The 25,272-nt window shown below is 42.3% G+C and carries 23 protein-coding genes; 12 read left to right on the top strand and 11 right to left on the bottom strand.

What is annotated here, in order from left to right; genetic code table 11:
• Positions 1-33: 33 nt before the first annotated feature.
• From ACQEXU_RS02375 to ACQEXU_RS02360, 4 genes are all read left to right on the top strand, one after another.
• Positions 34-195: a hypothetical protein gene (locus ACQEXU_RS02375; protein WP_427009526.1), complete on the top strand. Its 162-nt coding sequence runs from the start codon at positions 34-36 to the stop codon at positions 193-195.
• A gap of 56 nt (positions 196-251) precedes the next feature.
• Positions 252-533, top strand: coding sequence for a hypothetical protein (locus ACQEXU_RS02370; RefSeq protein ID WP_367989925.1), 282 nt, complete (start codon positions 252-254; stop codon positions 531-533).
• Between the two features lie 82 nt (positions 534-615).
• Positions 616-1,875 carry a hydroxymethylglutaryl-CoA reductase gene (locus ACQEXU_RS02365; protein WP_427009525.1) on the top strand — a complete coding sequence of 420 codons (1,260 nt, stop codon included), beginning with the start codon at positions 616-618 and terminating at the stop codon, positions 1,873-1,875.
• A 154-nt stretch (positions 1,876-2,029) separates the two neighbouring features.
• Positions 2,030-2,641, top strand: a complete 612-nt coding sequence (locus ACQEXU_RS02360; RefSeq protein ID WP_427009524.1) for a PilZ domain-containing protein — start codon at positions 2,030-2,032, stop codon at positions 2,639-2,641.
• On the opposite strand, the gene luxQ is transcribed toward ACQEXU_RS02360, so the two are convergent.
• The 6 genes from luxQ to ACQEXU_RS02330 form a co-directional block, all read right to left on the bottom strand.
• Complete coding sequence (luxQ, locus tag ACQEXU_RS02355; RefSeq protein ID WP_427009523.1) at positions 2,631-5,198, bottom strand: quorum-sensing autoinducer 2 sensor kinase/phosphatase LuxQ; 2,568 nt, start codon at positions 5,196-5,198, stop codon at positions 2,631-2,633. The two genes, ACQEXU_RS02360 and luxQ, sit on opposite strands and share 11 nt — an antisense overlap.
• The gene (locus ACQEXU_RS02350) at positions 5,195-6,292 is read right to left on the bottom strand and encodes an autoinducer 2-binding periplasmic protein LuxP (RefSeq protein ID WP_427009522.1); all 1,098 of its coding nucleotides are present in this window, start codon (positions 6,290-6,292) and stop codon (positions 5,195-5,197) included. Before ACQEXU_RS02350 ends, luxQ begins: the two co-directional genes overlap by 4 nt.
• Positions 6,293-6,460: 168 nt before the next feature.
• Positions 6,461-7,615 (bottom strand): conjugal transfer protein TraF, encoded by a 1,155-nt coding sequence (locus ACQEXU_RS02345; protein ID WP_427009521.1) that lies wholly within the window; start codon positions 7,613-7,615, stop codon positions 6,461-6,463.
• A 76-nt stretch (positions 7,616-7,691) separates the two neighbouring features.
• Positions 7,692-7,997, bottom strand: a complete 306-nt coding sequence (locus tag ACQEXU_RS02340; RefSeq protein ID WP_367989931.1) for a GIY-YIG nuclease family protein — start codon at positions 7,995-7,997, stop codon at positions 7,692-7,694.
• The gene (locus ACQEXU_RS02335; protein ID WP_367989932.1) at positions 7,997-8,650 is read right to left on the bottom strand and encodes a YceH family protein; all 654 of its coding nucleotides are present in this window, start codon (positions 8,648-8,650) and stop codon (positions 7,997-7,999) included. The genes ACQEXU_RS02340 and ACQEXU_RS02335 overlap by 1 nt, the downstream gene beginning before the upstream one ends.
• Positions 8,651-8,666: 16 nt before the next feature.
• Positions 8,667-8,861, bottom strand: a complete 195-nt coding sequence (locus ACQEXU_RS02330) for a hypothetical protein (protein WP_367989933.1) — start codon at positions 8,859-8,861, stop codon at positions 8,667-8,669.
• A 187-nt stretch (positions 8,862-9,048) separates the two neighbouring features.
• Between ACQEXU_RS02330 and ACQEXU_RS02325 the strand changes: the two genes are divergently transcribed.
• The 3 genes from ACQEXU_RS02325 to dcuC all read left to right on the top strand — a co-directional run bounded on the left by ACQEXU_RS02325 (position 9,049) and on the right by dcuC (position 11,631).
• Positions 9,049-9,366 carry a DUF496 family protein gene (locus tag ACQEXU_RS02325; RefSeq protein ID WP_367989934.1) on the top strand — a complete coding sequence of 106 codons (318 nt, stop codon included), beginning with the start codon at positions 9,049-9,051 and terminating at the stop codon, positions 9,364-9,366.
• Positions 9,367-9,643: 277 nt separating this feature from the next.
• Positions 9,644-9,913, top strand: coding sequence for a YgjV family protein (locus ACQEXU_RS02320; RefSeq protein WP_367990745.1), 270 nt, complete (start codon positions 9,644-9,646; stop codon positions 9,911-9,913).
• Between the two features lie 350 nt (positions 9,914-10,263).
• Positions 10,264-11,631 (top strand): anaerobic C4-dicarboxylate transporter DcuC, encoded by a 1,368-nt coding sequence (gene dcuC, locus ACQEXU_RS02315; RefSeq protein ID WP_427009520.1) that lies wholly within the window; start codon positions 10,264-10,266, stop codon positions 11,629-11,631.
• 68 nt (positions 11,632-11,699) lie between these two features.
• Here dcuC and ACQEXU_RS02310 read toward each other — a convergent pair whose 3' ends face one another.
• Together ACQEXU_RS02310 and ACQEXU_RS02305 are read right to left on the bottom strand one after the other, a co-directional pair.
• Positions 11,700-12,959 (bottom strand): DEAD/DEAH box helicase, encoded by a 1,260-nt coding sequence (locus ACQEXU_RS02310; RefSeq protein ID WP_427009519.1) that lies wholly within the window; start codon positions 12,957-12,959, stop codon positions 11,700-11,702.
• A gap of 46 nt (positions 12,960-13,005) precedes the next feature.
• Complete coding sequence (locus ACQEXU_RS02305) at positions 13,006-13,587, bottom strand: ACP phosphodiesterase (protein ID WP_427009518.1); 582 nt, start codon at positions 13,585-13,587, stop codon at positions 13,006-13,008.
• Positions 13,588-14,151: 564 nt separating this feature from the next.
• Here ACQEXU_RS02305 and ACQEXU_RS02300 point away from each other — a divergent pair.
• The 4 genes from ACQEXU_RS02300 (at position 14,152) to ACQEXU_RS02285 (ending at position 19,756) form a co-directional block, all read left to right on the top strand.
• Positions 14,152-15,357, top strand: a complete 1,206-nt coding sequence (locus tag ACQEXU_RS02300; RefSeq protein ID WP_427009517.1) for an aromatic amino acid transport family protein — start codon at positions 14,152-14,154, stop codon at positions 15,355-15,357.
• A 181-nt stretch (positions 15,358-15,538) separates the two neighbouring features.
• Positions 15,539-16,966 (top strand): methyl-accepting chemotaxis protein, encoded by a 1,428-nt coding sequence (locus ACQEXU_RS02295; RefSeq protein WP_427009516.1) that lies wholly within the window; start codon positions 15,539-15,541, stop codon positions 16,964-16,966.
• A gap of 173 nt (positions 16,967-17,139) precedes the next feature.
• Positions 17,140-19,029 carry a putative nucleotidyltransferase substrate binding domain-containing protein gene (locus ACQEXU_RS02290; RefSeq protein WP_427009515.1) on the top strand — a complete coding sequence of 630 codons (1,890 nt, stop codon included), beginning with the start codon at positions 17,140-17,142 and terminating at the stop codon, positions 19,027-19,029.
• 7 nt (positions 19,030-19,036) lie between these two features.
• Complete coding sequence (locus ACQEXU_RS02285) at positions 19,037-19,756, top strand: 3'-5' exonuclease (protein WP_427009514.1); 720 nt, start codon at positions 19,037-19,039, stop codon at positions 19,754-19,756.
• 66 nt (positions 19,757-19,822) lie between these two features.
• Here ACQEXU_RS02285 and ACQEXU_RS02280 read toward each other — a convergent pair whose 3' ends face one another.
• The 3 genes from ACQEXU_RS02280 to ACQEXU_RS02270 form a co-directional block, all read right to left on the bottom strand.
• The gene (locus tag ACQEXU_RS02280) at positions 19,823-21,262 is read right to left on the bottom strand and encodes an FAD-dependent oxidoreductase (RefSeq protein WP_427009513.1); all 1,440 of its coding nucleotides are present in this window, start codon (positions 21,260-21,262) and stop codon (positions 19,823-19,825) included.
• 294 nt (positions 21,263-21,556) lie between these two features.
• Positions 21,557-23,998, bottom strand: coding sequence for an ABC transporter permease (locus tag ACQEXU_RS02275; protein ID WP_427009512.1), 2,442 nt, complete (start codon positions 23,996-23,998; stop codon positions 21,557-21,559).
• Positions 23,998-24,672: an ABC transporter ATP-binding protein gene (locus tag ACQEXU_RS02270; protein ID WP_427009511.1), complete on the bottom strand. Its 675-nt coding sequence runs from the start codon at positions 24,670-24,672 to the stop codon at positions 23,998-24,000. Before ACQEXU_RS02270 ends, ACQEXU_RS02275 begins: the two co-directional genes overlap by 1 nt.
• Here ACQEXU_RS02270 and tesA point away from each other — a divergent pair.
• On the top strand, positions 24,671-25,270 hold the full coding sequence (tesA, locus tag ACQEXU_RS02265; RefSeq protein WP_367989945.1) for a multifunctional acyl-CoA thioesterase I/protease I/lysophospholipase L1: 600 nt from the start codon (positions 24,671-24,673) through the stop codon (positions 25,268-25,270). The genes ACQEXU_RS02270 and tesA overlap by 2 nt on opposite strands.
• Positions 25,271-25,272 lie beyond the last annotated feature (2 nt).

Here is a 25,272-nt window from a genome sequence, read left to right as displayed (position 1 = left end):
AGTACTAGAATAATGGTATATGGAAGCTCCGATATGAGTAAGAAACAATTTGAAGACTTAAAAGAGCAACTTCAATTAATGACTCCACAACAACTAAGAGCCCTTCAAGGTGAAATAAGTAACAAGCTCGACCACAAAGCGAGTAATCTACTTACCGAAGAAGAGTTAGCAGCACTCTCTGAACTATTCAGCTAGCACAACTTGCTGAAATTACAAACTCAACTTAAGCTTAAGTTAGCAGGAGAAGAGTTATGTCAGTATCAGCTGTTCAAACCGCTTACCCAATTATCGAGCAATCATCCAAGATGGCTGAGGAAGCTGCGCTCGAAATAAACACCCACCCACCTCTAGAGTCAGCTAAAAACAATAGCTATGAATTCAATAAGGTTGAATTCAAACCGCCAAAAACCGATGAAGACTACACTGAAGCATTGACCAAGCTTACCCAAGCTTCTCAGTACTCGCGTATCGGAACAAATGTTTTGCAACGCGAGCAAGACATGATTGGTACTTTACTCGATATACATGTTTAATTTGTACCAAACCGTAAAACAAGCATTGTGTTACGCCGCCTACTCAGTAGAATGCCCTACAAACTTATATAACTATTTCGCTATGCCAAAATTACATCTGACTCGCCGTGACTCGCACTTTCTCAACACCAGTCACGAAAACACCGAGCAGTTAGAGCAATCCCTCAAATCCCGCTTTGAAAGACCCGAATTAAGAATGACACCGAGCCCTTATATTAGTGATAAAAATTTATCCAAACGCTGGGCTAAGCTTTCTCCTTTAACCAATAAATCATTGCTCTTGGATGACCAAACAGCAACTTTAAGTGACGCTTATAATAAAAACATTGAGCATTTTATTGGAACAGTAAAAGTACCTGTAGGTATCGCAGGCCCATTACGTGTTAACGGATTACACGCACAAGGTGACTACCTTATTCCACTGGCAACCACAGAAGCAGCACTGGTAGCGTCTTATAATCGCGGTTCTCAATTAATCACGGCTGCAGGTGGCGCAAGTGCCATGCTGTTAAATGAGGGGGTCACTCGAACACCTGCGTTTGCCTTTCATAGCTTATCCGAGGCCGGACAGTTTGTTTCATGGGTGACAACACAATACGACGTTTTCAAACATTTAGCGGAATCTACAACTGCGCACGGTAAGCTCCACGATATCAATGTCACCATTGAAGGCAATCGCGTTTACTTGGTTTTTGAATTTCACACCGGCGATGCATCTGGTCAGAATATGGTCACGATTGCCACTAACGCAGTATTTGAATACATCGTAGCTAACTCGCCAATTGAGCCGACTCAAGCCTTTCTTGATGGAAACTTATCTGGTGATAAGAAACCGAATAGCCATACCCTACGCGCTGTAAGGGGTAAAAAAGTCTCCGTTGATATCAACATCCCTCATGAGCTCATTGCAAAATATCTACACACTACACCACAAAAAATGGTGGAGTTTGGCAATATGACAACAACTGGTGCGGCATTGAGTGGCAGTATTGGGGTCAACGCACACTACGCAAATGCACTGGCGGCCATTTATATTGCATGTGGTCAGGACGCCGCTTGCGTCGCAGAATCAGCAGTTGGTATTACGCGCATGGAAGTAAACCAGCAAGGTGGTTTATATGCCAGCGTCACGTTACCTAACTTAATGGTTGGCACTGTAGGTGGAGGGACGGCGCTACCAAGCCAAAAAGCGTGTCTGGATATCCTCGATCTTTACGGTGCCGGCAAAGCCAAGGCGCTTGCAGAAGTCGTTGCGACAGTTTGTCTCGCCGGTGAACTTTCTATTGTTGGTGCCTTTTGTGCCGGGCATTTTTCTCGGGCACACCATAAACTAGCCAGATAGAGAAATATGTCAGCACCTTGAACTCTGTGAATTCTGTTTGGTTATTATCGTGTTGAAAACGTTATATTGCTGCTAACTGAAAGCAAACAATAATAATACGATGTCAGCAGTAAACAACTCAATTTCAGATTTGCTCAAGGTGCTGGAGCCCGGAATGAAGCTATCAGCCTCACTTGAGTTTGGGCTGGATGAGCGCTTTGACTTCACCACTCAATTTGTTGGTGCGAAGCCTAGCCAGTTCCTTATTCTCGATCTACCTCAAAAAGCTCAAGAAACTTTGATATTAAAGAAGATTGCTCATCGCGCGATCATTATCCGAGCACTGACCAAAACTCGTTTGGGCGATATCATCGCATTCAAAACAACGGTTATATCTCAGACAACTCGCCCAAGTGGCTTACTGTTTGTGAAATTGCCTCACTACTATTCTAAAAAGCCTATTCGAAGCGACGAGCGTTTTCAGGTTAACTTACCAGCTATGGTCCAATCAGAAACGCTTACCTGCAAAGCCAAGATTAAAGACATATCGGTTTCAGGCCTTGCACTTATCATTAAAAGTGAACAAGCGCTGGAAAAGGGCCAATTGATTGAAATCGACAGTGAACTGAATGACCATCTCCCTGAGTCACTTACCTTTGAAATTGTCAGTACTCAAAAACTCCGACACGGTTACAAGTATGGTGTTAGGTACAGTGAGAAAATCAAAGTATCGGAAGAGTTGAGAATCTCCCTGCTCGAAAACTCATACCGCCAGATCAGTCAGTAACCTCTCGCATAAAAGTATCTTTAAAGTGTACAAAGGCTTGATTCAGCAGTTGCTCCTTTAAAGGCTTGACTAGAACGTAGTCAGCTCCAACAGACAAAAATGAACGCTTGGTGTCTTGCATTCCATCCGCTGTACATGCGTAAATCGGCACTTTGGAGCCTAGGTCCTCTCGAATGATTTTGGTTGTTTCAATACCACCTAAATTTGGTAATTGATTATCCATTAATACTAAGTCTACATCAGAATGTTCACTTAAATACGAAATTGCTTGATGGCCATCTTGTACCCAAATAACTGTCATGGCGTACTTTTCACAAAACGCTTTGGCGATGAAAGCATTGGTATGATTGTCTTCAACCAAGAGCACTTTTAAAGAACGTTTAAATAATGTCGAGGGGTTGATTGGCTCAACAGGCGCTTTTGCAACCGCGCATTCTGTTTTAATCTCGACAGGCAAACTGACGGTAAAACGCGTTCCTTTCCCTACTTCGCTTTGCAATTCAAACTCACCATCGAGTAAATCAATCAAACTTCTTACAATAGCCAACCCAAGCCCGCTCCCCCCATATTCTCTGGTGGTAGTCGCTTCAGCTTGCACAAACGGATCAAAGATATGTTCTATTCGCTGGGCATCAATTCCAATACCAGAGTCCTCTACCGTTATGAACAGCCGGGAGCTATCATTAGCCTCTTCTGAACGAATATTAATGTTAACTTGCCCTTGATGAGTAAACTTCACCGCATTACTCACCAAGTTAAAAATTATTTGATTTAGCCGGACTTGGTCACTATTCACGATCGTATTCTGATCAATGTTTGTATTTACCGCAAAATTGACTTTTTTCTCTACACATAACGGTCTGAAAATGCGTTCAACTGCGTTGACCAATTCCATCAATTTAAAGTCAGAACGTTGTATTAAAAACTTGCCTTGTTCAATTTTGGAAAAGTCTAAAATATCGTTAAGTACTGCGAGTAAGTGTTCTCCACTATTACAAAGCACTTGAATATTTTCCAAGTCTTCCTTATCCGTCATTTTCCCTTTCAATAGCTGTGAAACACCAAGGATCCCATTCAGGGGCGTTCTTAACTCATGACTCATTCTTGCTAAAAAGTCTGCACGAACTCTCGCTGACTCTTCCGCCTCTTCTTTTGCAGCTGCACTCTGTTGTTCAGCACGTACAAAACTGGTTACATCTTGGCCTTGTACCATCACATGCTTGATTTTGTTATCGATGAAAATCGGAGAAAGATTCCATCGATATGTTTTGTCTTCAATCTCGACATTCACTCCTGTTAATGTCGCACCTTTTGCGCACATGGTAATTTGAGGAACTAATTTGCATGCAAGCAAGTTGTAGACACTTTTGTCTGTGGATGATAATTGAAAACTTCTCTCTGCTGCTGGATTAACACGAATTAAATTACCTTCGGTGTCCCATAGTGTTATCGGCGAGAGTGAAAAATTAAACAGATCGGCAAATTGCTTTTCTTGCTCATTCAATCGCTTAAAAGATTTTTCAAACGATAAGCCTATCTGATTAAATTCATCGATTTCTGAACCCGGAAAACGGTCTATATTCTGTGTTTCAAAGGCAAGTTTTGTATAACGGGTTAAACTGAATAGTTCTTCAGAAACGCGATGACCTAACCAGTAGCGACTGGCTATTGCAATGATAAAAACGATCGCTAGCGCAACGGCAGCCCATAAATAATGGCTCTTCATTAATTCTGCAATGTGCGTATTATCTTGAACCGAATAGACATTTAAGAAAGTAGCAACACCATTAATCTCTAAATCCGTCTTTGAGACCATGTATTCTTTAGCGCTAAACACAGATGAATATTGTTCAAGCCAATCAATATGATTTTGCAGATTCTCTCTGTTAGTAGAAGCGATAACTTCTGAACCAACCGATAAAAATATTTCGTCACCATTGCTTCCTTTTAGAAGGGAATCAAGTAAAGCAAAGTTATTGTTGAGCACAATACCAACATAAAGAAAGCCAATCACTTCACCGCTGTTATTTTGCACGATAGGTGCCCTACGAACCATCAAATAACGCATACCTAGTACGGACGGTGCTTGGGTTAGGTGCCAGCTGCTAACGAACGACATGTTGTCCACGATATGCTGCAGTTCTTCTACTTCAATTCCATAGAACTCATGATTTGAGTCAGACCACCCCACATGGTCTCCATAGGAAATAAACCGAAAATCTGGTGCTAGAGATGGGTTAATTTGATCTAAGCTGCGAAAGAAATGATTCAGCTCTTGCTCATTGTTGGAACGAAGAGCGTCAATTAAGGATTCGTTACGACTGTAACTATTTTGAGTAATTTCAATAGATTGTAAACGGAAATTAAAAATTTGCTGCACGAGGCTGGAAGTCTGCTGCTTTGAGCGAGCAACCTCTTGTTCAACAACCTTCTTGTTAATTTGATAGTTTTGTAACAAGACAACTAACATTAACATACCGATCGTCAGGAACACCGAACGTGCTATTAGCGTGGCCAGTCTTCTTGGCTTGCCACGCTGTCCAAATTTAATTTTCAAAGATCTGAGTACCTAAACGCTCTTTGCTTTAAGAGTTCAATACGCTCTGGAGAGTCATTTGAAGTCACTAACTCAAAGTCACCAGAAAATACTTTGGGAACCTGTTTACCCTCGATATCCCATTTAATGGCATCCGCCATGGCAATACCAGTATCATCATTCATTCTCATTACAGTCACATCAAGCTTTCCTTGTCTAATGGCTTCAAGCTCAGCTGTGCCACCGCCCCATCCATTTAACAAAATGTCTTCCCGATTAAGTTTTTTTAAAGCATCGGCCGCACCCAGAGCTACATCTGTCGAACAAGCATAGATAAATGAAATATCCGGAGAATTCTTAACCAACTGAAGCGTCGTTTCGTAGCCTGACTCTCTCGTTGCCTTGGTATAAAAAGACGAAGACAGTTTGTAACCACTATGATTGGTCATTTCATCAATGAAAGTGTCTCCTCTGGCATCACTAACATAACCTTCGGAGAAATATAAAACAGAATACTCACTGCCCGTCGTTGTCACAGACTTGTAGTAATCTTCAAGAACCCCAGCGCCTTCCATATGATCAAAACCAACGTACATAAAAGGCTGATGCTTATCCCATGCTCTTACTGGTGTTGTGATGTTTTGAAGGATCAATTTCGTATCAGTAGAGCTTAAAACATGTTCAATAAACTTACGGTGACGAGTCGTATCAAGCGTAAAAATAAGGTAGTCCGTTTTATTCTGAAGAGCTTCTAATAACGATAAGCTTTGTTGTCTGACATCAACATTTGGACGCGTGAAAACCTGATTAATATTATAGCTAATGCCAAGTTTCTCTAACCGCGTTTCAAATGCTTTGATGTTCCTAACCCAATAGTCAGAGACTTGCTGTCCCGGATAAACAACAGAAATAGTTATTGGTTTTTTCTGATTTTTCAACATCGCCTTGGGGGCTGAGCGAACTGACTCGTTGAGCGCAGAAGTTAGCTGACGTTGCACTGGATGAGCGTTTAAAAACTCATCGTACGACCAGTAACCATTTAGGACTTGCGCACCATGACCAAATGCGTGAGACGATATAAGTGCTAGCAGAGACAAGAGTTTTATTTTTCTCATTTAAACTCCCTTGGAGAGGTTCCTTACTGACGGACAGTTAGTATGTCTTTTCTTCCCTATTGATGAAAGATAATTCTTTTAAATTTTAATAAGTTGAGCATAAATCAACCAGTAATTATTCATACAGTTGCTTTATGCTCAACGTGACAAAAAAATTAGTTAATTACTCTAAAAAGTGAAAGCCAAATTGCCTGACAAACCAAATTGATTGTCACCCGCATAGCTACCCGCTAGATCCAAACTAACCAGATCTCCAGGGCTAATGCCTACACCAGCAGTCAATGAGTTATCTAACGTACTCTTAAGGTCCACCTCATAACCAGCACGAACTTGGGCCCAACCCCATGCATTGGCTTCCACGCCAAATCTCAAAAACTGTGTATCATCATCGAGATCAGTAAAACGGCTTTGTTTGGTTAAGTCCATATCTACTGTTGCGGTAAGCAACTCCGTGACATAAGCACCGGATGCCGTTACTTGCGTGTTGAGCTTATATTGGCTAACCCCGCCAAAATTCTGGGTATCAAGTGTTTTAGAGAAAAGATCTTTGATGGCAACCCCTGCTCTAAATTGTTCATAAAACCAAATCGCACCAAGGTCTAAGTTAAACGCATTTTTCTTAGTCTCACTTTGGTCATAATCACTTAGATCAAAGTCTTCGACAGACAGGGCTTGTTTGTAGGTACGCAATTGTTGGTATTTAGGAGTCACACCCAAAGAGACATCCTGCCCCATTAGCGTCAGGCGTTTAGCCATTGCGACACCATACTCCGTATAGCCAAAAGCGATCATATCGACTTCAGAATTCTCATATCGACTTCGTACTTCCGTTATCGTATTACCCGTATTCGCGGCAATTTCAGTACTCGCCACAATTTCAGCGTACCCGCGTCCGTAGAGGTTAATTGATAAGTTTTGAATTGGTAATGCAACCGCAAACCCCGCGCCTGCACTTATCCCTAGAGGGGCGTCATCTGCTAACTGATCCAAATAACCATTGAGTGTCGCAATGGTCGCAGGATCAGTGTTGCCATTTTCAAAAGAAGAGATGGTATCTTGAAGGCTATCAATTGTGTCAAGGGATTCATCGGTATCTCGGGCTCGCGCACCTATTGCAGGAAACAAGATACCAACCGTGTCTTTTTCACGATAAACAGCGGTTAATGCTGGGTTATAAAAGGGAGCAAGCACGTAGTCTGCCGTGGTGACGCCAGTATTTCCCATACCGTTCCCTCGCCCATCAGCAACGGTTGTCGCACCAAGTGTTGACGTTGAAACTATCGCTGCAACCACTGCAATTGATAATTTTCTTTTTAGTATCATATCCATACCAACCTTTTTTGTTTGTTACATTCAAAGATTAATACAGATTTGGTAACTTGCCTGAATTTCTAAGAAATTAGTTTATAATAATTAAGTCGTTGAGCTTATGCCTGCCACTAACCAGTTGTTCTTTCTGAGTTTTAGAAAGGCGCTTTATTCGGTACTCTATCTTGCTAGCAACACTTCTTGTACTACCAGCATGTGAATGCCATACCAAACTTAAAGGGCCTTTGCCCTTCAAAGCCTTAGCCCCTATTCCTTTTACATGCTGTTCAAAACGGCGCTCTACATCTGTCGTGATCCCACAGTAGAGCGCACCTTTGTTATTTCTTACCAGATAAACGTGCCAATCCGTTGATGGAAGGCTATTACCATCCGACATTAGACGAGCTGTTCAACCAGCGTTCTTAATTCAGCAAGCTCTGCCTTTAGCTCAGCGACTTCACTCTCTAACGCCTCAATACGCGTTGAATTACCAGAAGCTGGCACTGAGTGTGCTTGCGTCTCGTAAGCAGCCAGATCAATCTCACCACTAAAAAGATGCTGGTAACGAGACTCACGTTTACCTGCCTCGCGTGGCAGCTTTACAACTAAGGTCCCACAGTCATGCTCAGCCATTTGTTCAAGAACCGTCTCAACTTCTTTAGTATCAGCAAAGTTTGCTAACCGGTTTGTTCGTGTTCTCAATTCTCCAGGCGTCTGAGCACCTCGCAACAATAAACAGCAAGTGATCGCTTTCTCTTGCGAAGTAAGTTTTAGATCACCAAACTCCGTATTGCAAAAACGATGTTGAAACTTGTTTGCTCGGCTATTAAACCCACTTTCATCACTCACTAGACGACGAGAAATGAGCGAGTCGACTGCATCTTGAACTTCGGCCTCGGAAAGCGACATCACAGGCTCACGATTGCTTTTTTGATTACATGCAGTAGTCAGGCTATTGAGAGTCAGTGGATAATAGTCTGGTGTTGTGACTTCCTTTTCGATCAAACAACCAATGATGCGCGCTTCAACATGAGATAATTCGATATTCATGATGGACTCCCTTGAATTAATGTTCTGCTAGAATTGGAACTCGTTTTATATTGCCATCTTCGTCAATCATAACGATTTTAGCTCTGTTGAGTTCAACTTCTGTCACTTCTTGAATGGTACGTTCTGTACGATATGCATCTCGTAATTTTATGCAACGTACATCGTCACTCTTTTCCTCTGTTTTTCTGACCAGAATCTGAGAGTTTCGCATAATATTCACAAAATTGTACTTGATAATGCCTGCATCATAGCTCGCTAAATTCCATAGCTCAATTGCTTCTCGGACGAGTTGAACACAAAAGCGTCAAGATGTCGTGATGATTGATCTTAAGACTGTAATCACAAGGGGAGTTATGTTTTAATCATTGACAGTTAACGTTAAAACAGGAAAGGGACCTATGAGTGGTGTATTTGAAATCGTCGTTCAGGCACGTCGTAAAAACAAACTAAAACGTGAGCTTCTTGATAACGAGAAGAAAGTACGTGATAACCGTAAACGTGTCGATCTGCTTGAAAACCTGATGGATTACATCAAGCCAGATATGAACACCGATGAAATTGTAGGCATTATCAAAAATATGAAAGCGGACTATGAAGACCGCGTTGATGATCACATCATCAAAAGTGCAGAGATTTCAAAAGAGCGTCGTGAAATCAGCCGTCGTATTCGCGAGCTGACTGAAGAAGACAAGCAAACTCTTGGCAAAAAGAAGTAAGCTAAATTAGTGCTTTGAAGCCCGTTTTAACGGGCTTTTTTTATTTTTAGCAACCATAGTTTAACCTTCAACATATTTAGTAATAGTATTTTTACTAATAGCATTAAACGTTTGCGTAATCGCTAACCTTCACCATAGCCAAATTTGGGGCTTCCGTCACACTAATCCCCCTGCTATATTTCTTCACAGTTAATCATTTAGACCATTCGAGGCACGGAGCTTCCTCGTTTTTCTCAAGAAGAGAAGATTGGTACCGACGCTGACGCGATCGGCAAAAATTTTAGAGGATCAATTTATGGATATGAATGTGGTTGAAATTTTGGGTTACGCGGCATCTATTATGGTGGCTATTTCTCTTACAATGAAAGACATTGTAAAACTTCGCGTACTTAACTTTATTGGGTGTGCGCTTTTTACAGCATATGGTCTGATGATTGATGCGTGGCCGGTCGTTGTCACAAACGGTTTTATTGCATGTGTTAACGTTTATTTCCTTGCTAAAATGCAACAGGAAAAAAAAAGCGATAAAGTAGAAACTACCGCTTAACAACAGCATGTAAGCTAAATAGCCCCGTCTGGGGCTATTTTTGTATGTACGGTATCATTATCTTTAAGCCACTCAGTTGGTATCAAGATTGATAAAGTATCCAAGTCGGATAATCTATCCAAAAAACACATCATGTAAATTAACTTCAATATACCCCAACCACAAAATTAAACACTATTGAAACACTTTCAACATCATATATTCACCTGAAATTAGCAGTCCAATTGATTTATTGTTTCAGATCATAAGAAGTGAATCTTGCGCTCGTGCCTTAAATCAGAATTCTGTAAGTTATTTGTCACAAATTAAAACAGATTCTTATATTTTGAAACGTTCTCAGGGAGATTTCTATGCTGGAGCTCTTTATCGGATTAGTTGTCACTATTGCGGTAGGCTACTTTATTGTAAAAGGATATAAGCCTGCTGGGGTACTTCTAACCGCCGGTGTCTTATTGTTAATTTTAACGGGTATTATTGGCCATACTGTTTTGCCTTCTAAGGTTGCTTCTACAGGTAACCTATTTACCGATGCACTCGAATACGTGAAGTACATGCTGCAATATCGTGGTGGCGGTCTAGGTATGCAAATCATGCTGTTATGTGGTTTCGCATCATACATGACTCACATCGGCGCAAACAACGTCGTAGTAAAACAGTTCTCTAAGCCTCTCTCTGTCATAAAATCCCCTTACATCTTATTGGTTGCTGCATATATCGTTGCTTGTTTGATGTCTTTGGCTGTGAGCTCAGCGACTGGGCTTGGTGTTCTCTTGATGGCAACGCTCTTCCCAATGATGACGGCGATGGGTATTTCTCGCCCTGCTGCTGTAGCGGTTTGTGCCTCACCTGCTGCAATCATTCTTTCTCCAACGTCTGGTGATGTGGTGATTGCCGCTGAAAAAGCGGGTTTGCCTCTTCACGTGTTTGCGGTGGAAACCGTTCTCCCAGTATCCATATGCGCAATTATTGTTATGGCAATCGCGGCTTTCTTTTGGAACATGTATCTAGATAAGAAAGATAACTCACCGATGGAACGCGTGGATGTTTCTGCAATCGAAGTTAAATCACCAGCTTATTATGCTGTACTTCCGTTCTTGCCAATTATCGGGGTTTTTGTATTTAACGGCGAAACAATCGAAGGGTTAAAGCTCGATATCTATACCATCGTTGTACTAGCGATATTCATCGGTGCCGTTGTTGACTTCATCACAAAGCGCTTTAACGGTAAGAAAACGCTTGAAGACTTAGAATCTTGTTACCAAGGTATGGCTGACGCATTTAAAGGTGTCGTTATGCTGTTAGTTGCCGCTGGCGTATTCGCACAAGGTTTGATGTCTATCGGTGCTATCGATAACTTACTTCACCTAGCCGAAACAGCAGGTGCTGGTGGCATCGCATTAATGCTAATCCTAACCGCATTGACTGTTGCAGCGGCAATTGCAACAGGTTCAGGCAATGCACCTTTCTATGCCTTCGTCGAGCTGGCTCCGTCACTGGCAGCTAAAATGGGACTTAACCCAGCATTCCTAATCATTCCAATGTTGCAAGCATCTAACTTAGGTCGAACTATTTCACCAGTATCAGGGGTTGTTGTGGCAACGTCAGGCATGGCAAAAATCAGTCCATTTGAAGTAGTAAAACGGACTTCTGTACCTGTTATTTGTGGCTTGGCCACTGTTATTTTCGGTACCTTGGTGCTTGTTCCAATGTACGCATAAGAAAATGTGAGTTCACGACTTTAAGTCATGTTCAAAACAAAAAGCCAGCTATCAATAGCTGGCTTTTTTTATTTTTTCTTTCCACGTCCGGCATGAATTTTCAACTTCGCTTTCATCTTCCTTTTGTCCGATGAGCGGCCTTTTCTTCGCGGAGCTTTATCCGGTTCAATGTCTTCAATCAAACTTGGTTCGAACCCTTGTAACCACTCTTGAGGCAGTCGGTTATCTAACAAGCGCTCAATCGCCTCTAATAGATATTCTTCATCATGGCTCATCAAAGAAACGGCCATGCCCTCTTTTCCAGCCCGGCCCGTACGCCCAATCCGGTGTACGTAATCTTCGGCTTTAAATGGCATGTCAAAGTTCACGACTTGTTCAAGCTGATGGATATCTAGCCCTCTTGCGGCAACATCAGTTGCGATTAATGCGCGAATTTTTCCTGCTTTAAAATCATCTAATGCTTTCTGGCGTGCACCTTGGCTTTTATCACCGTTAATTGAAGCAGCCTTAATTCCGTCTAGCTTCAACTCTTTAGCCAACGCATCACTGCCTTGTTTGGTTTTGGTAAATACCAATACCTGCTGCCAGTTGCGAGAACCTATCAGATACGCGAGTAGTTCAGCTTTTCGTTTTTTATCCACTGGATAGATAATTTGCTTAACAGTTTCAGCTGTACTATTCGATGGCGTCACCTGAACTTCAACTGGTTCATTTAACAGTTTATAAGCAATACTTTTTATACGTTTATCAAAGGTTGCGGAGAAAAACAGCGTTTGGTAGCTTTCGCCCATTCGCTTAAGAATTCTTTGGATATCTGGCATAAAGCCCATATCGAGCATACGGTCGGCTTCATCAAATACTAAAAATTCAGTTTTAGATAAAAAGATGTTCTTACAGAATAGATGATCTAAAAGACGACCTGGGGTCGCAATAAGAATATCCGCCCCACCTCGCAAGTTTTTGGTTTGCACATTCATACTGGTGCCACCGTAAGCAGTCACAATTTTAATCTCTGTGGCTTTGGCATAGCTTGTCAGGTTATCAAACACCTGTTGTGCCAGCTCGCGTGTTGGTACTAAAACCAATGCACGAACGTCTGCACTTTGTTCATCCCGAACACTTTTTGATGCCAATAGTTTTTGAAGAATCGGCAAGCCAAACGCTGCCGTTTTCCCTGTTCCTGTTTGAGCTCCAGCTAAGATATCTTTCCCATCAAGTACAAAAGGAATTGCTTGTTGCTGTATTTCCGTTGGCTGTTGAAAACCAAGCTCTGATAACGTACTAAGCAGAGAATCGGCAAGACCTAGTTGAGCGAATTGTTGGGACATACGTAAGGACCATTAATGACAACTTTTGATAAGGTTGCGGATTCTATCAGAACGACTGACTTTTTGCCGCAGATAATATTTGTGGATAGAATTCCGAAAATAACTGACTCAACTCAACATAATGCGCGTCTAATGATTGATAACAATCTGCCAACCGTCCCATTCGAGGGGAACGCATCGACATTCTTTCTAATGCGTATTCAATATTGTCCATTGCTACGTAAGACTCAAGCCAACGGCCTTTCCACATGTGCTGTGAAACATCTAGGTAACGTTTTGGAAGCCCTAATGTTGGTTCTTTTTCTATGGTAGTGCGTGCATCAGCACAAAATTGTTGCAAAGAGTTTTCATGATAGCCTTCCCAGTGACGAGCAAGGCAGTGGTCCCAAAACACATCCAATGCAATACCTGCAAACCGTCGCGTATCCAACGTAAAATAGTCTTTTGCACAAGACATAATTGAATGGCTATCTGTGTAACTATCGACAAAGCGGTGCAATCGAATTCCCGCAACAATATCTGGTGAGAATTGTCTCGATGGATCACCTTTAACAAAATCACCCAACAGGTTACCAATTAGGCTCGAATCACAATATTCAGCAATGTGTAAATGGGCTAAAAAGTTCATAAGCGATAGTTGTACCAGTGATAAAAAGGTAAGCCAGATAAGCGAAAGGAAAAAATGCTGTGCTTAAAAACACAAAGCCAGTGCAAACGCACTGGCCAACATGGACTGTAGACATTTCATCTACTGTTTTATTCTGCCTTTTCTTCCGCAGATTTGTCATATTCAGACAAGTTAAAGCCAATCTCCATTGCATCTAGCAACTCTAGGCTTTCATCATTCAATATTTGGTCGCACATACAGACCTCCTTTTCTTCTTCTAAAAACAAGTTATATCGCGTTTTACCTCTCTTTTTAAACCCTTTATATGACAGTTTTGTGAAAAAGGACCGTTAAATTGAACAATTTCATCAATATAGACCAAGAATACTTCGATGAACTGCCGCTGCGACACAATACACTGTAAACTAATAATTACACCACTGGAATCCATAGTGAACATTTTGCTTGATTTACCATCTTATATTTTACAGAATGTGCGTAAAACTAGGGCATCAAACTAGATTTACTTGTATTTTTTGGTGCTAAAGCCTACAACAACCGATAATCGTAAAATATTGTATACAGATGTCTGATTCTAAAGTCTTCGGTAGTACCCTCATTATTGCCGGCACAACAATTGGTGCTGGTATGTTAGCCCTGCCCCTTGCCTCTGCGGGCATAGGCTTCGCCACATCACTACTCATTATGTTTGGCCTTTGGGCTCTGATGGCTTATACCGCCCTATTAATGATTGAACTCCATCAACATGCTCCAGCGGGCGCAACGTTGCATACATTAGCCAAACAATTTCTTGGAAAGCGAGGCAAATGGTTAGCAAGTTTTGCTATGTTGTTTCTTTTTTACGCGCTGTGCGCGGCATATATTGCTGGGGGCGGCTCTCAGTTCTCTGAACGCGTTCACCAACTTTTAGACATCCGACTTGAACCCACTACAGCAACAATCCTATTTACGGTGGTTGTTGCTGCCGTCGTCGCCATTGGTACGGCTATGGTAGACAAAGTTAATCGCGTGTTGTTTTTGACTAAACTTATTGCAATGGCAATGGTACTTTTTTTCCTAGCGCCAAACGTGACAGAGTCTTACCTCCTCAGCATGCCGATAAAGCAAGGGCTCGTTATTGCTTCAATCCCTGTTATTTTTACCTCATTTGGGTTTCACGGAAGTATTCCAGCAATCGTAAACTACCTTGATGGTAATACCCGTGCTCTTCGAATTGCTGTGATCATTGGCTCCGCAATACCATTGATCATTTATGTATTTTGGCAAACCGTCACTCTTGGCGTGGTGAGTCAAAATGAAATTATGCAAAATGCCGGGCTAACAGGATTAATCAACACCTTGTCTCACACAGTCCATGAACGCGGCTTAAGTACTGTGATTGGCGTATTTGCAGATCTCGCATTACTGACTTCGTTCTTAGGTGTAAGTCTTGGGCTATTTGAGTTCTTAGGAGATAGTCTTAAAAAGAAAAGCACTAATAAAGATCGTGTGTTCATCGCAGCAATCACGTTCACGCCACCGATGGTATTCGCATTGTTTTACCCCCAAGGTTTTATTATGGCGCTTGGATATGCCGCTATTGCACTGGCCATACTCGCAATCTTTTTACCTACATTAATGGTGATGAAATTGCGCAAAAGCAGCGACTACACCTCAGGCTATCAAGTCATGGGTGGAAACATGACCCTATTTGCTACCGCTGTAATTGGTTTGATGATTGTTTCTGCTCAATTATTAGTAACGACAGGTGTACTTCCAGCCTTAGGCTAATCGAACGTATTGACTACAGGTGGGGCCTATCCCCACCTTTTTTATGCCCTTCCAAAGATCAATGTCTCATTTATTGAAATATATCTCATTCCAATTTCATTCAAATGAGACATAACACATTTTTATATTTTTCTTGTTTTTATAAAATTTTAAGCAACTTTAACCATCAGATGGATCTGCCATGAAGGAAGTTGATTTCAGAACGATAGACAAGCTTTTTATTAAGATGTCGATAAACGACAAAATGTGGGTTGTTTTCATTATATTTTTAACGGCTATTACCTTTATTTCTGGTTCTCATTACCGAGTACAACAACAGCAATTAGAACAGAGCTTAATCAATCAAGTTGAGTATAAGCTTGCCGGAATACTTACAACTTCCGACTATCAAAGCTTGGAGATTGATGGTCTAGAGCAAATCTCTAGTGTTTCAGATTCTGTTATTACCAATGGTGTCGTTACCGCAACACAGCTAGGCTCAAATGGTAAGGCCTACCAATATAAGGAAAATGTTGAACAAACCATAGTCACCTCTGAGCGTAAGCTACTGACAAGTTTTGCGTTGAGTTATCTTTGGGCGATCCCCTTTGCGATTTTTCTTTACTGGGTCGCGACTTTTATTGGGGGAGCGCTCTGGGTTCTGTACACCACAACACAAAAAATCGCTGAGGGTGATCTAACCTCTCGCTTAGGTTTCCATCCCGGACGAGATGAGTTTGGTACTATTGGCTGCGCTCTAGATAACGCCATGGACACATTGAGCGAACTGGTCGTCACTGTCAAAACCAACGCATCCACTTTAAATGAAACCTCTTCCTCTTTCGAACAGGATATGAAGCAAAGCGAACGTGAAATCACCAATCAATATGCTTCTCTTGATTCTGTCGCCACCGCAATGGAGCAAATGACGGCGTCTGCGCAAGAAGTATCATCGGTTGCGAACCAAGCAACTGAGCAAACAGAATCAGATACACGTCAAGTAGCTGAAAGCTCAGCATTGGTTCAAAGTGCAATTACTGAAATTGAAGCGCTAACTTCACTAATCAGCCAAGCTTCCCAATCTGCGTCGTTGTTAAATGACAATACCAGCCAGATCAGTGAAGTTATTACCACGATTAATGGAATATCAGAGCAGACAAACTTGTTAGCTCTAAATGCAGCAATTGAAGCGGCACGAGCTGGTGAGCAAGGGCGCGGTTTTGCTGTTGTGGCCGACGAGGTAAGAACACTTGCAAGCCGGACTCAAGAAGCAACGGTAGAAATCCAAACAATGATCGAAAAGTTACAATCAGAGAGCCAAAGCATTGCCCATATTACCCAACAAACGGTATCTCAAGCACAAACAAGCAGTGCTCTTATTTCAGATATTGGTAACGATATCAGCACTATAGCTCATTCTGCTTCTGCGATTAACAACATGAGTTTACAGATCTCAACATCAGCTAGTGAGCAAAGTGCTGTTGCCAATGACATTGCCTCTGAACTTGCAAGTATTCGCTCGCAATCGAACATTATAAAAAATGTCGCAGAGCAATCATCAAAAGGCGTTAGCCAACTTTCTAGTGCAACTGAGAATCTTGGATTAGTGCTTGAACGCTATCGAACTTAAGTTCATCTTACCCCAAATTATCCCCACACATGAAACCGATAGCGAAAGCTGTCGGTTTTTTTCTGCTCAATCTAGTTACCTTTCTCAACTCACCAACAGAGCTTGGCATGCATGTACCGCCTTTATCATGTACCATGAGTTAAATACACTTGCTGACCAAATCAAGGATTTTCATGGAAGCCGAATTATTAGAAATCAAGAACTTCCTGACACAATACCCACCTTTTGACGAATTAGAAGAAGACGTATTGGACTATGTAACGAGAAACGTCGAAATCAGTTACTTTCGTCAGGACACGCCGATTATCCACTTTGGAGACTCTATTCATGATCTCTATATGGTGAGAAGTGGCGTTGTTGAAGTATATCGCCGAAAAGGTGAGCTCTATAACCGGCTCGATCAAGGTGCGTTATTTGGTCAGATGGGTTTATTGACGAACAACAAGGTTCGATTCCCTGTAAAGGCCATCGAAGACAGTTTGATTTATTGCATTCCTGAAGCGGTATTCCAAGAACTGTACGAAAACCATGACTCATTTGCTGACTTTGTCGAAGTGGAAGACAATGCTCGCCTTCGTCAAGCCGTATCAAGTACAAAAGATCAAAACGATTTAACCACTTCTAAAGTGCGTACGTTGTTGTCACGCGATGCAGTTTTTGTCGACAAAACTGAAAGCATTCAGAACGTTGCCATTAAAATGGCCGATGAAAACATTTCATCTTTGCTCATCATTGATCCAGACATTTTAGAAGACGATGAAACTGACACGACGCCACTCGTGGGTATCATTACCGACCGTGATTTGTGTACACGAGTACTTGCTCAAGGGCTTGACCCTGATGATGAAGTCGCCAGTGTCATGACTAACGAAGTTATTTCGCTCGATCATAATGCTTATGTTTATGAAGCTATGCTCACGATGCTGCGCTACAACGTTCACCATCTACCTGTACTCAAAGACAAAAATCCAATTGGTGTTCTAGAAGCGACAGATATTGTCCGATATGAATCTCAGAACTCACTATTGCTGGTAAGTAGCATATTCCAACAACAATCGATTGAAGAACTTGTGATCATTTCCGAGCAAGTTAAAGACAGTTTTGTGCGACTGGTAAACGAAGACGCCAACTCTCATATGGTTGGCACCGCGATGTCAGTGATTGGCCGCAGCTTTAAGCAACGTATTATCGAACTTGCAGAAGAAGAACTCGGCCCTCCTCCTGTGCCATATTGCTTCCTAGCACTTGGGTCAATGGGACGAGATGAACAGTTGTTGGTGACCGATCAAGACAACGCCATCATTCTCGACAACAGTTTTGTCAAAGAGCAGCACGATGAATACTTTGCGCAACTTGCAAAACGTGTCTGCGATGGCTTAAACAAATGCGGTTATACATATTGTACAGGTGACATTATGTCAACCAACCCTATGTGGCGTATGACTCGCGAAGAATGGGAAGAATGCTTTACCGATTGGATTGATGATCCAAACCCGAAAGCACTGCTAAATGCATCCATTTTCTTCGACCTCGATGGTGTATATGGCCGTTTAAAATGGGCAGAACAGCTCAATGGCTTTATCGTTCGCAGAGCAAGGAAGAACAATCGATTCCTCGCATGCCTTGCTCGTAATGCATTAAACCGGACCCCACCTCTTGGCTTCTTTAAAGACTTTGTGATGGAAAAAGATGGGCAGCACAATAACTCGATCAACCTGAAACGTCGAGGCACCGCGCCACTGGCAGACTTAATCCGTGTTCATGCACTCGCCGTTGGCTCTCGCTCCCAAAACTCCTTTGAAAGACTTGATGATATCCACGATGCGGGGATCCTGCCAAAAGGCAAAGCACGCGATATCAAAGATGCGTTAGAGTTCATTTCGATGGTAAGGATCCGACACCAAGCGATGGATGTCGAGAACGGAACAGACCCTGATAACAATATTGAACCAGAAAACCTGTCTGACTTTGAACGCAGAAACTTGAAAGATGCATTCCAAGTATTAAGTAATGCTCAGAACTTCTTGAAGTTCCGTTATCAAGCCAGCAATAACTTTAAGTGAGAAGGCTATGTTCAATAAAACAGTTCGCCCACCAGCTATAGATTGGCTACATAAGTTTGACCAAAAAAAGAATAGCGTAAAAAATAGTGCGTTAGAGGCTTTTTATTCAACACCGATCCCAAGCGGTGATACTCCAATTTCGGATGTTGTTTTCCTGGCGATGGACTTTGAAACAACTGGCTTGGATGCGAAACAAGATGACATCATCACGATTGGAACTGTGCCTTTTACATTAAATCGTGTTTTCTTAAATAAGGCGAGACATTGGACAGTGAGACCAAGAAAGAAGCTTGCTGAAGAGTCCATTATCATTCACGGGATCACACACAACGATATTCTTGATGCGCCTGACTTAAGTGAGATCTACGAAGATGTAATAGGACAGATGGCCGGGCACATTACCGTCGTTCATTATTACCGAATCGAAAGAGAGTTTTTTGATAGCGCCCTACGCTCTAGGATTAATGAAGGTATTGAGTTTCCTGTCGTGGACACCATGTTCAATGAGTCTTTAGTGCAAAACAAGTTAGCAGGTGGACTCTGGAACATGTTAAAAGGAAAGAAACCTAAATCAGTAAGACTTGGGGCAAGTCGTTCGCGTTATGGCTTACCGCCCTATACACCTCATCATGCTCTTACTGATGCTATTGCAACTGCGGAGCTTTTACAGGCTCAGATCGCACACCATTACACACCTGATACTCCACTCAATGCGATATGGTTATAAACCCAATTCATAGGTAGCAGCAACTTACAGCACTTCAACTTTCACCTCATCAAGTTGAAGTGCTCATTACTCCCCGTAATTGAGTGCTAAAGCTTCCGGGTATTGCCTTGTTTTAGCAAGTTCAACGGCTTTATCTTCTATCGCTTGATAGGTTAGCGCCATTGTTACAGGGTGTGTTTCTTCGATTGTTTTTCCTATCTTAGGTCCGAAACCCCATGTACTGGCTATTTTGCTTGCGGCTTCAAGTGCAGAAGACCCCTTCACCACTTCCAAACGCGCATAGTGCCCTTCCTCAAAACTAACATCGGCTGAGCGCAATGTTTCATCTTCACCTGGGATTTGTTGAGCTCCGAATAAAGGCTTTCCAAAGGCTTTGGCGTTTGAAAACTCTGGAATCCATTGGCTCATGTGTTGTATTGAGTTTCCTGTTCTACTTTCAATATCTTTCACATCCCAACCAGTCGCAATTTTTTTCAAAAACTTCTGAGGAAGAACAGGCTGAGCTGAGTGGTCACCAGACTTCGCTAAACCATCATTAAACAAGGTGATATTATTTGTCATACCATGAAGCTGGAACACGCCATCAGCATAAGGGGTCAGTTGTCCCATGCCTTCATCGGTGCCTCTAGGTCCATGGAAGATTACTTCAGGCCAAAGCGAAAGATTGCTATCCCATTTGGTGACATACGCCGCTTTAAACTCCACAAGACGCTGGCGAGGCTTACGTACCAGATCATCAACCCTACCCGTCTCAAAACCACAAGCATTAACAACATAATCAGCGGTTAAGTCATGACGCTGTCCATTCGCATCTTCGTACGCTAGAAGCCATTGATGACCATTGAAGGATAATTCCTTTAACGTGCTGTTCAAACACAACTCTGCATTTTCAATGTTCTCTAATGCCAATGTCGCTGTCGCCGCCAAACGGAAAACACTCCATCCGAATTCTTGAACAACAACAACTGGGAACTTTAACGTTGATAGGTCGGTGTTTTTTGCAAATGGAATAACCCAATCGTCAGCCGACGCCGGAGACGCAGGTTGTTCACATGTGGATAGAACTTCAAGATCTTCACGTGAATAGAGCTTGTAGTAGTCATCTGGTTGCCCTAGCAACTGATTTGAAGGGTCTTTTTTTACCAACTCTTTATAAGAGGAACGAATCGATTCAAGCCGAGGCAACAAGTCTTCAGGCTGACCTTTATCGGTTTTAGGAACAACAATAACGGTTGGACGCCGATTTAGCGTATGAGGATAAAGTCTTACCGTATCAATGGACTGTTGAAGAAGCTCTTGACACTGCTGAAGAGAAATTTCGCGATAAAGATTTCCCCCCGCATGGAGGTGGCATATTGGTGGTCCGCTCACCAAACTGTCTTTTTTCTCGATAAGTGTCACCGACACACCAAGCTCTGCTAAATGCAATGCGGTCGTTGCACCAGCGACACCGCCACCAATCACTGCGACCTGAATATCTGATTGTATTGAAGGATGATTGTCCATTCGTTCTTTTATTTCGTTAAATTCCAACGCATTTTACTCAGATTTTGCTGTTAAGAAAATCACAAAAAAAGTATTGATAATATGAAAAACAACACCTTTTTTTCGCAATAAAAAAAACAAAAAAATACTTGACGCGCTTCTGTTGAGAATACAAAAAATCAGATTTGTGAATAACAAACTTAGCCCAATCATTGTCCCTATTGGGCTAAGGGAATATTAAAGTTATCTACAGGCAAAGTTATCCCAAACTTTATCCACTGTTTTTGTGGATAAGTGAATAAACCGATCGGTTACTCACTGGCTAAAGTCTTTATTTATAGGGACTAGCAAACGTTTTAATAAACTCCCGACAACTAAAATTAGTGTGCAAAAAGTCACCACAGGCAGTGCTATCCATAGTGAGAAATGCAACGTTGGCGTAAGTTCAAAACCAAAATGCATTAACCCTGCAACAACTAATTCAGCCCCTACCGTCGCAATCGTTCCAGCGACAACCGCCATAATGCCGTATTCAGCGAAAATGGTTCTTATCACCCTTTTATTGCTCGCACCCAATGTACGATAAAGTTGAATCTCCTGCTGACGTTGTGACAAGCTCAAACGCAATAAGGTAAAGACCAACAAGATCCCCGCAATCACGCCAATACCCGCCAATATCGTGACCGCCCAGATGATCTGACTTAGTAGTTGTTGAATTTTTGCTGCCATTCCACGGATATCCATAAGGCTCACGGTAGGATAGCTGCGTGACAATTGGTTGATGAGGTTATTTTGATCGCTCGTGATCCTAAAACTCACTAAATATGTGCTTGGCAAGGACTCTAAAACATCAGGAGAGAAAATGAAGTAGAAATTCGGCTTCATATCTCGCCATTCCACTTGCCTGATGCTGTTTACAACCGCTTGAACCTCAACACTATTAATGACAAAGCTCAATGTATCACCAATGTTAAGCCCTAAATCATTAGCAATATCGGCTTCAATGGAAACGCCCCCAGTGCTTGTCCACTCCCCATCAAGCAATACATTGTGTGAAGGAATACCATCTGACCATGTAAAGTTCAGCTCACGACGTAACGCATCGGCACCTTCCCCTTCGGTATCAACCACGGTTGGTTCTTGACCATTAACACCAGTAAGTCGCCCTCGAATAATTGGATAAGCTGGTGAGCGTTCTAGTGCTTGCTCATCGAGCGCTTGTAGGTAGTTTTCAAGCTCAAAAGGCGCAATATTCAACGCAAAAGCATTATGCGCATCAGCAGGCAATGTTCGCTGCCAATCTGTCAGTAAATCACTTCTTACTAACCAAATAACGGCAAGCAGCATTAAAGACAGAGCCAAAGCTCCGAATTGAATACCGGTCGAAATAGGAGAACGATTGATACGACTAAGTGCAAGTTTGTAAGACGGAGAAAGCGGCATTTTCGCGACATTTTTCGTCACAATAAGGCTAAAGCCAGCCAACACTAAAAAGAGAACCGCTACACCCGCTAGAACAATCCAAACAAGTAAGTTGTCGTAATAAGCAAACAACATTGGAATTACAGGAACTAAAATCAACCATAGATAAGTTTTCGCTTGATTTGCCGTCCATTGTGACTGCATCACATTCATTGCACTTGTGTTGACTAGATTCAGTAGTGGGATCCCTAAAGCAGGAATGGCAATTAATAATGCCGTACTAAGCGCCAGAATGTAGGGTTCAATCCCGTAGCTAGGAAGTGGGTTTGGTAACAATTCTGCAAGTGGAATACGCAATAAAAATTCCAAGCCAATACCGCTTGCCACACCTATTACCGCAGCAATAGCTAACAGCAACAGCACTTGCGTTGACAACCATCGCACCACCCAGCGCTTACTTCCACCTAAACTTTTAAGCATGGCAATGGTTCTTTGTCGTGTGGAAACGTAATGTTGGCATGTCAACACCAGCGTTGTCGCGGCCATAATGATGACAATGGCAACAGATAGCGACAAGTATTGAGTTGTACGTTTAAATACTTCATTGGTTCGACTGGCTGTATTTTGATCTCGCCATTCATCGCTAGGCGTTAATACCACTGCATCTTTTAATTGGCTGATTTGGTCATCATTGCCATTGACGTAGAGGTTATACCTCACTCGACTACCTAACTGAACAGCCCCCGTCTTAGGCACATCAGAGATATGAATATAGACCGAAGGCATTTGCTGAAATGGGTTAAAGCTTAACCCCGGCTCCTCTTCTACTTTCCCAGTAACAACAAAATCCGCATCACCTAACGTAATGGTGTCACCAACCACTACGTCCAATTGAGCGAATAATCTTTCATCTAACCATAATTGTGAGGGGAGAATATGCTTAGAAATGGTGCCATTTTGGTTAAGCCGAAACTCCCCTTGCAATGGGAAGGCCGTATCGACAGCTTTTACCGTAACCAACTTCATTTCGTTATCGCTAAACGCCATCGTGCCAAACCGAACGCGTTTAGAAACTTGAAGATTCTGTTGCTCAGCCAAGCCCACTAGTTTTTCAGGTAAAGGATTTGAAGAAACAAAAACACTGTCCGCCGTTAATGCTTCTTTACCTTGCTTAACGATCACCTGCTCCATACGAGTCGCCAACGCGGTCAACGCAAAAATACTGGCAATGATGAGCGTTAATGCAATAGAAACAGGCCAAAGCTGACCATGGCGTATTTCCTTCCAGCTCCAGCTTAATAATCGTGTATCTAATAGAGTCTGTGTTGAAGCCATTACACTTCCTCCACTCTGCCTGCCTGCATTCGAATCGTGCGATCACATTTCTTGGCTAACGTAGAATCATGCGTAACTAAAACCAGCGTGGTGCCGTGCTCGCGATTCAATTCAAATAGCAAGTCTATGACTTTTTCAGCTGTCGCTTGGTCAAGATTACCCGTAGGCTCATCAGCAAACAGTACTTGAGGCTCAATCATAAATGCGCGCGCTAACGCGACCCGTTGCTGCTCACCGCCCGATAACTGAGCAGGACTATGCTCCATACGATGTTCAAGACCAACCATTATCAATAATGACTTGGCACGCTCAATATTTTCGGGTTCTCCTTTTAATAAGCACGGTAGAGTCACATTTTCCAAAGCAGTCAAACTTGGTATCAAAAGAAAGCTTTGAAACACAAAGCCCACCGAGTGGCTACGTATCTCCGCACGTTGCTCATCCGTTAATGACGCCAGTGATTTACCCAGTAATTCTACACTGCCACTGGTGGGGACATCTAAACCGGCAAGCAGTGTCATCAATGTCGATTTTCCGGCCCCGGACGTGCCGACAATTGCAACACTTTCACCACTTTCTATACACAAATTGACGTCTTGAAGGATTGTCAAATGTTCTTGTTTAGTAGAGACTATTTTCGATAATGATTGCGCTTTAATGACGGATGATTCCATGTTTCGACTACTTCCCTTTTTATTTATTGTTTTATACGTAGCTCCAGCCAGTAGTACCACTTTGTTAATACTTGGTGACAGCTTAAGTGCAGGCTATCAAATGCCAGTGGAAAAAGCATGGCCAAATTTATTGCCAAATGTATTGTCCACCAAAGGAAAATCTGTCGATGTTATCAACGGAAGTATTTCAGGTGATACCACCGGAAATGGCCTTGCCCGTTTGCCTGCATTACTCAAACAACACTCACCAGATTACGTATTAATCGAGCTCGGAGCGAATGATGGTTTACGAGGCTTTCCTCCTAAACTCATTGAAAATAACCTGATGTCACTGATAAAACTTTCAATCGATCATCAAGCAAAACCGTTATTGATGCAGATCCACGTATTACCCAATTACGGAAAGCGTTATACAAAGGCATTTTCTAACATTTATCCAAAAGTCTCACAGCAAACCGATGTGCCACTTTTACCTTTCTTCCTCGAAGGAGTTATTGCCAAGCCTGAGTGGATGATGAAAGATGGCCTCCATCCAACGAAAGATGCCCAGCCTTGGATTGCGGAATTTGTTGCTCAAGAGTTAATTAATTTTCTTTAATT

Origin of the sequence: Vibrio sp. TRT 21S02 (assembly GCF_050113675.1) — a bacterium.
GTDB lineage: Bacteria > Pseudomonadota > Gammaproteobacteria > Enterobacterales > Vibrionaceae > Vibrio.
The sequence above is the reverse complement of the archived record's forward strand: the minus strand, read 5'-3'. Positions and strand labels throughout refer to the sequence as shown.